The organism is Kitasatospora sp. NPDC057512, assembly GCF_042802135.1.
Lineage (GTDB): Bacteria > Actinomycetota > Actinomycetes > Streptomycetales > Streptomycetaceae > Kitasatospora.
The window spans coordinates 1-7,171 of sequence record NZ_JBHVET010000443.1; the positions used below are offsets into that span (position 1 = coordinate 1).

At 71.1% G+C, this 7,171-nt stretch carries 6 protein-coding genes; 4 read left to right on the plus strand and 2 right to left on the minus strand.

The features are described 5' to 3' along the window. Window positions 1–75 precede the first annotated feature (75 nt). Both ACFU6K_RS25565 and ACFU6K_RS25570 read right to left on the minus strand, forming a co-directional pair. The gene (locus ACFU6K_RS25565; protein WP_380666745.1) at window positions 76–1,038 is read right to left on the minus strand and encodes a zinc-binding dehydrogenase; all 963 of its coding nucleotides are present in this window, start codon (window positions 1,036–1,038) and stop codon (window positions 76–78) included. Window positions 1,039–1,271: 233 nt separating this feature from the next. Further along, complete coding sequence (locus tag ACFU6K_RS25570) at window positions 1,272–2,468, minus strand: NADP-dependent malic enzyme (RefSeq protein WP_049649441.1); 1,197 nt, start codon at window positions 2,466–2,468, stop codon at window positions 1,272–1,274. Window positions 2,469–3,051: 583 nt separating this feature from the next. Here ACFU6K_RS25570 and ACFU6K_RS25575 point away from each other — a divergent pair. From ACFU6K_RS25575 to ACFU6K_RS25590, 4 genes are all read left to right on the plus strand, one after another. Further along, complete coding sequence (locus tag ACFU6K_RS25575; protein WP_380666747.1) at window positions 3,052–3,975, plus strand: ABC transporter substrate-binding protein; 924 nt, start codon at window positions 3,052–3,054, stop codon at window positions 3,973–3,975. 420 nt (window positions 3,976–4,395) lie between these two features. After that, a complete protein-coding gene (locus ACFU6K_RS25580) occupies window positions 4,396–5,322 on the plus strand; it encodes an ABC transporter substrate-binding protein (protein ID WP_380666749.1) in 927 nt (308 codons plus the stop codon). Between the two features lie 37 nt (window positions 5,323–5,359). After that, entirely contained in the window at window positions 5,360–6,334 is a 975-nt protein-coding gene (locus tag ACFU6K_RS25585) for an amino acid ABC transporter permease (RefSeq protein WP_380666751.1), read from the plus strand. After that, entirely contained in the window at window positions 6,331–7,134 is an 804-nt protein-coding gene (locus tag ACFU6K_RS25590; protein ID WP_380666753.1) for an amino acid ABC transporter ATP-binding protein, read from the plus strand. The genes ACFU6K_RS25585 and ACFU6K_RS25590 overlap by 4 nt, the downstream gene beginning before the upstream one ends. Window positions 7,135–7,171 lie beyond the last annotated feature (37 nt).

Genomic DNA, 7,171 nt, shown 5'->3' on the forward strand with positions numbered 1-7,171 from the left:
CAGGGAGGCACCGGGCCGCCGCACGCAGGCGGGGAGGCGCCAGGAGGCCAGGCAGCGCCAGGGGGTGAGCCGCCGTCAGGGGGTGAGGACGATCTTCCCGAAGACGTCGCCCTTGGCGAGCCGGGCGAAGCCGTCCCTGGCCTCGGCCAGCGGCAGCACCGAGTCGATCACCGGCCGGACGCCGGTGTTGGCGCAGAACGCGAGCAGCCCGGCCAGCTCCTCCTTGGTGCCCATGGTCGAGCCGACCACCCTGAGCTCCAGGAAGAAGATCCGGTTCAGCTCGACGGAGCTCGGGTTGGTGCCGGAGGTGGCCCCCGAGATGACGATGGTGCCGCCCGGGCGCAGCGACTTCACCGAGTGCGACCAGGTCGCGGCGCCGACCGTCTCCAGCACCGCGTCCACCCGCTCGGGCAGCCGGGCGCCGCTCTCGAAGGCCGCGTCGGCGCCGAGCTCCACCGCCCGGGCGCGCTTGGCCTCGTCCCGGCCGGTGACCCAGACCCGCAGGCCGGCCGCCTTGCCGAGGACGATCAGCGCGGTCGCCACCCCGCCGCCCGCCCCCTGCACCAGGACGGTGTCCCCGGGCTTGACCCCGGCGTTGGTGAACAGCATCCGGTAGGCCGTCAGCCAGGCGGTGGGCAGGCAGGCGGCCTGCTCGAAGCTCAGCCCGGCGGGCTTGGGCAGCAGGTTCCAGGTGGGCACCGCGACCCGCTGGGCGAAGGTGCCCTGGTAGCGCTCGGTCAGGATGGACCGCGGTTCGTCCGGGCCGACCCCGTGGCCGCTCTGGCCGATCACCGAGTGCAGGACCACCTCGTTGCCGTGCTCGTCGACGCCGGCGGCGTCGCAGCCGAGGATCATCGGCAGCCGCTCGGCGGGCAGGCCGACCCCGCGCAGCGACCACAGGTCGTGGTGGTTGAGGCTGGCGGCCCGGACGGTGACCACGCTCCACCCGGGACGGGCCTGCGGCTCGGGGAGGTCGCCCAGCTCCAGCCCGCTCAGCGGGTCGTCGGCGTCGGTACGTGCGGCGTAGGCAGCGAACATGCCCCGGACGATAGCCGCGACGGCCGGGGCCGGGAACCACGCGAACGTGTGACGCGTGTCCCGGCTGCTGCTCCCCCGCTCGCCTCCGGGCGCTCCGACCCGCTGCCGACGGTCGTCGCTCCGGCGCTCGTCCCTCGCTTGTCGCTCCTCGCTTTCGGCAGCGGCGCGCCCTTCGGCTCGGGGGGACGCGGGGGAGCGGCCGTCGTGGCGGGCGCGCTCCCCCGATCACCTCGTCAGATCCGAGCGACGCCCTCCGCCCGGGCGGCCTCGGCGACGGCCTTGGTGACCGCCGGCGCGACCCGCTCGTCGAACGGCGAGGGGATGACCTTCTGCGGCGTCAGCTCGTCGGCCACGACGCCGGCCAGCGCCTTGGCGGCGGCCAGCTTCATGCCCTCGGTGATCCGGGAGGCGCGGACCTGGAGGGCGCCCGCGAAGATGCCCGGGAAGGCCAGCACGTTGTTGATCTGGTTCGGGAAGTCGCTGCGGCCGGTGGCCACCACGGCGGCGTACTTGTGGGCGACCTCCGGGTGGATCTCCGGGTTGGGGTTGGCCATCGCGAAGACGAACGCGCCCTCGGCCATGGTCGCCACGACCTCCTCCGGCACGGTGCCGCCGGAGACGCCGATGAACACGTCGGCGCCGGCCATCGCGTCGGCCAGCGAGCCCTTGAGGCCGGTGCGGTTGGTTCGCCCGGCGATCTCGGCCTTGACGTCGGTGAGGTCGCCGCGGCCCTCGTACACCACGCCCTTGCGGTCGCAGACGGCCACGTCGCCGATGCCGGCCGCGACCAGCATCTTGGCGATGGCGATGCCGGCCGCGCCGGCGCCGGAGATGACGGCCCGCAGCGAGCCGATCTCACGGCCGGTCACCTTGGCGGCGTTCCACAGGGCCGCGGTGGTGACGATCGCGGTGCCGTGCTGGTCGTCGTGGAAGACCGGGATGTCCAGGGCCTCCTGGAGCCGGCGCTCGATCTCGAAGCAGCGGGGCGCGGAGATGTCCTCCAGGTTGACGCCGCCGAAGGAGGGCGCCAGCCGGACCACGGTCTCGACGATCTCGTCGACCCCGGTGCAGTCGAGCGCGATCGGCACCGCGTCCACGCCGCCGAACTGCTTGAACAGGATGGCCTTGCCCTCCATCACGGGCAGCGAGGCCTGCGGGCCGATGTCGCCGAGGCCCAGCACCGCGGTGCCGTCGGTGACCACCGCGACGGTGTTGGACTTCCAGGTGTAGTCGTTGACCAGCTCCGGCTGCTCGGCGATGGCCGTGCAGACCCGGGCGACACCGGGGGTGTAGGCGAGGGACAGGTCGTCCGCGTCGCGCACCGGGACGGTCGCCCGGATCTCCATCTTCCCGCCGCGGTGGAGCGCGAAGACCGCGTCGACCGGATCCTCGGTGTCCTGGGTGCTGCTGTGAATGATCTCCGCTGCCACGATGACCTCTTCGTCATTGATCTGGCGAGGACGCGCGGCCGACGGGCAGGGCGACCCGTCCGGAAACCGGAAACCGGGTACGCCGAAGCGGACCCGGGGTCGGGGTCGGGGCGCTGCCGTCGGGCGGCGCCCTCGGATGAGGGTTGTATGGGGTCTGTGTTGTCCGCGTTGTGCTTCCGGGCCGAGCGTAGGTCGGACAAAGGCATCGCACCTATGCCTTTTCGTCCTCGTCACGTACGGTTCATCGCCGCGCTGTCGCGTCACAGGGGCCCGGCGTCGGAAGCGCCGGGCTCCGGCGGCGGCAACGGCATGAGCGCACGCGCACCCGCAGGAGTGAACACAGTCCGAAGGGGATTCGGTGCCCCGGATACGGAGCCGCGTGAGGACTTCCGTTCCCGGGCACCCCGAGCCTGTCGGGGCTCGTCGGCCTGGTTCGAGCGTTCGGGGGTCACCCGGTACCGAATTCTGACACACCCGCCGCCGGGCCCGGCAGGGCGGGATGGCAGGATCGCTTGTCCGCCATTTCGCGTACACCCGTGCGACACCGTGGCGGCCCCACCTCCCTCCCTCAGGAGCCGCCCTCATGCCTCACCTCCGCCACGCCCTCCGCCCGGTCCCGGCCGGCGCCGCCCTGGCCGCCGCCGGGGCCCTCCTGTTGACCGGCTGCGGCGGCGGGCAGGCCGCCCCGGGCGACCCGGTCAAGGACCTCCGCGGCAGGCTGCCGAAGGCCCAGCGGTCGGCCGGGGCGCTGCGGGTCGGCATGGACGTCAACTACGCCCCGGTGGAGTTCCGCGGCCCGGACGGCAAGCCGACCGGCCTCGACCCGGACCTCGCCGCCGCCCTGGGACGGATCCTCGACGTGCGGGTCGAGTTCGTCGACACCCCCTTCGACAAGCTGGTGCCGAACCTCCAGGCCAAGCAGTACGACGTGGCGATGTCCGCGCTCAGCGACACCCGCCGGCGCCGGGACGCGGTGGACGAGAGCGGCAAGCCGACCGGCCCGGGCGTGGACTTCGTGGACTACTTCATCGCCGGCACCTCGATCGTCGTCCCGAAGGGCAACCCCAAGGGGATCAGGAGCCTGGACGACCTGTGCGGCAAGACCGTCGCGTTCCAGCAGGGCACCACCCAGGACGAGATCGTCACCCGCCAGGTCGGCGTCTGCACCCGGGCCGGCCGCCCGCTGACCCCCCACAAGCTGGACAGCGACACCAAGGCGCTGGCCGAGGTCGCCTCCGGCGCCGCCGCGGCCGGCCTGAACGACTACCCGGTGGCCGCCTACGCGGTGAAGACCACCGAAGGCGGCGCCCGCTTCGAGGTGACCGGCGGGCAGTCCACCTCCAACCCGTACGGGATCGCGGTGCGCAAGGACGACGGGCCGCTGCGGGACGTGCTGGCCGGGGCGATCGACCAGCTGATCCGCAGCGGCGAGTACGACAAGATCCTGGCCAAGTGGAACGTCGGCGCCGGCGCGGCGCAGAACGCGGTGGTCAACGGGGGCATCTGAGCCGGAGGGCGGCGGGCCTCCCGGTACGGCACGGACCGATCTGCATACTTATGCGCAGAGTGACAGGGGCGCGGAATAAGTCCGAATAGCGGACAGCGCGACCCCTCGTTATCCGATTTTGATCTGGATGAGGGCCACCTGACTGTCATCAGATGGCAGGATTCCCCCCATCTCGGATCGAGCCGGCCACTGGTCGAGGCCGTCCGGTCAACGTCCACCTCGGCGGAGGGTGGCGGAAGCAGTACCTCGTACAACCCCGGACGGCTCCCCCGCGCCCGGGCAACTGCACGACCCGGCCTGCACGTACGACGACGTACGGCGACACGCACCCGTACCGAGCCGCGCGGCTCGCCGTTCCGGTGCGCCGCTCCCGCGGCGCGCTCCGCCCGACCTCTCTCCCCCAGGATGGAGATCCCCCTCATGACCACCCGTACCCAGCGCAGCCGGCTCCTCGCAGCCGGTGTGGTCGCCGCCTCGGTCTCCCTGGTGCTGACCGGTTGCAGCAGCAGCAAGAGCGAGAGCGGCGGCGCCCCCAACGCCTCCGCGACCGTCAACGAGGTCAAGGCCGACCCCAAGCTGGCCGCGCTCGTCCCGGACGACGTCAAGGCCGCCGGCAAGCTCCTGGTCGGCGCGGACGCCTCGTACGCGCCGGACGAGTTCAAGGACGACAGCGGCAAGGTCATCGGCATGGACGTCGACCTGGCCAACGCCATCGCCGCCAAGCTCGGACTGAAGGCCGAGGTCCAGGACTCCGGCTTCACCGCGATCATCCCCGGCATCCAGTCGAACAAGTTCCAGCTCGGCATGTCGTCCTTCACAGACAACAAGGAGCGCGAGCAGATCGTCGACATGGTCACCTACTTCAACTCCGGCAGCGCCGTCGCGGTGAAGAAGGGCAACCCGGAGAAGATCGACCCCAAGGACCTCTGCGGCAAGAAGGTCGCCGTCCAGACCGGCACCACCCAGGCCGACGAGATCAAGGACACCCGCGACCCGGACTGCGCCAAGGCCGGCAAGCCGGGCATCCAGAACGGCGGCGACAAGTTCGACCTCCAGACGGACGTCACCAACGCCGTGGTCTCCGGGCGCGACCAGGCGATGATGGCCGACTCCCAGGTCGTCGACTACGCGATCAAGCAGTCCGGCGGCCAGCTGGAGAAGGTCGGCGAGACCTACGGCGTGGCCCCCTACGGCGTCGCCCTGGCCAAGGGCTCCAAGCTCACCCCGGCCGTCCAGGGGGCCGTCCAGTCGCTGATCGACGACGGCACCTACAAGCAGATCCTCACCAAGTGGGGGGTCGAGTCCGGCGCCATCACCACCTCGACCGTCAACGGCGCCGTCAGCTGACCCTCGTCCGCTCCATCTTCTCCCCCGAGGCCACACCGTGAACTCTTTGGACAAGGGGACGGCGGAGCAGGGCCGGCCCGAGACCATCAAGGCCGTCCCCGTCCGCCACCCCGGACGTTGGGCCGGCGCCGTCGTCATCGCCGTACTCGCGGCGATGCTGGTGAGCGCCCTCTTCACCAACCCCGCTTTCAAGTGGGACATCGTCGGTCAGTACCTGTTCCACGACAGCATCATGCACGGCCTGCTGGTGACGCTGGAACTGACCGTGCTCGCCATGCTCATGGGTGTGGTCGGCGGCATCGTCCTCGCGGTGATGCGCCTGTCCCCGAACCCGCTGCTGGCCGGCGTCGCCTGGGTCTACATCTGGATCTTCCGCGGCACCCCGGTGCTGGTGCAGCTGGTGTTCTGGAACTTCCTCGGCCTGATCTGGGCCAAGCTGTCGATCGGCGTCCCGTGGGGACCGGAGTTCTGGTCCGAGCAGACCAACGTGCTGATCCCGACCTTCGTCGCCGCGCTGCTGGGCCTCGGCCTCAACGAGGCCGCCTACATGGCGGAGATCGTCCGCGGCGGCATCCAGTCGGTGGACGAGGGCCAGACCGAGGCCGCGCACGCGCTCGGCATGAGCCGGTTCCAGACCATGCGCCGGATCGTCCTGCCGCAGGCCATGCGGGTGATCATCCCGCCGACCGGCAACGAGACCATCTCGATGCTGAAGACGACCTCGCTGGTCTCCGTGATCTCCCTGGAGGAGATCTTCCGGGCCGGCCAGGTCATCTACTCCCGGAACTACCAGAACATCCCGCTGCTGATCGTGGTCAGCCTCTGGTACCTGTTCTTCACCTCGGTGCTGACCATCGGCCAGTACTACATCGAGCGCTACTACGCCCGAGGTTCCAACCGCACCCTCCCGCCCACCCCGCTGCAGCGGTTGCGGAGGCTGTTCGCCGGGAAGCCCGCCCCCAGGACGACCGCCGACGTCGTCCCGGGGCTCGAGGGAGGTGGTCACGTATGACCGATCTGACCAAGTCCCCCGCCGGCGGCGCCGCGTCCGACCGGCCCATGGTCCGCGCCGAGAACGTGCACAAGTCGTACGGCCTGGTCGAGGTGCTCAAGGGCATCGACCTGGAGGTCCGGCAGGGCGAGGTGTTCTGCCTGATCGGCCCGTCCGGCTCCGGCAAGTCGACCTTCCTGCGGTGCATCAACCACCTGGAGAAGATCAACGGCGGCCGCCTCTGGGTGGACGGCGAGCTGGTCGGCTACCGGCAGAAGGGCGACCGGCTGCACGAGCTCAGGGACCGCGAGGTCGCCCTCAAGCGGCGCGACATCGGCATGGTCTTCCAGCGCTTCAACCTGTTCCCGCACATGACCGCCGTCGAGAACGTCATGGAGGCGCCGGTCCAGGTCAAGGGCGAGAGCCGGGCCGACGCCCGGGAGCGCGGGATGGCCCTGCTGGAGCGGGTCGGCCTCGCCGACAAGGCGAAGAACTACCCCTCGCAGCTCTCCGGCGGCCAGCAGCAGCGCGTGGCGATCGCCCGCGCGCTGGCCATGAAGCCCAAGCTGATGCTCTTCGACGAGCCGACCTCCGCGCTCGACCCGGAGCTGGTCGGCGACGTCCTCGACGTCATGCGCGGCCTCGCCGAGGAGGGCATGACCATGGTGGTCGTCACCCACGAGATGGGCTTCGCCCGCGAGGTCGGCGACGCGCTGGTGTTCATGGACGGCGGGGTGGTGGTCGAGTCCGGCAACCCCCGCGAGGTGCTCACCAACCCGCAGCACGAGCGCACCCGGGCCTTCCTCTCCAAGGTGCTCTGAGCCCGTACCCCCGGCGCCCGGCAGGTCACTCCTGCCG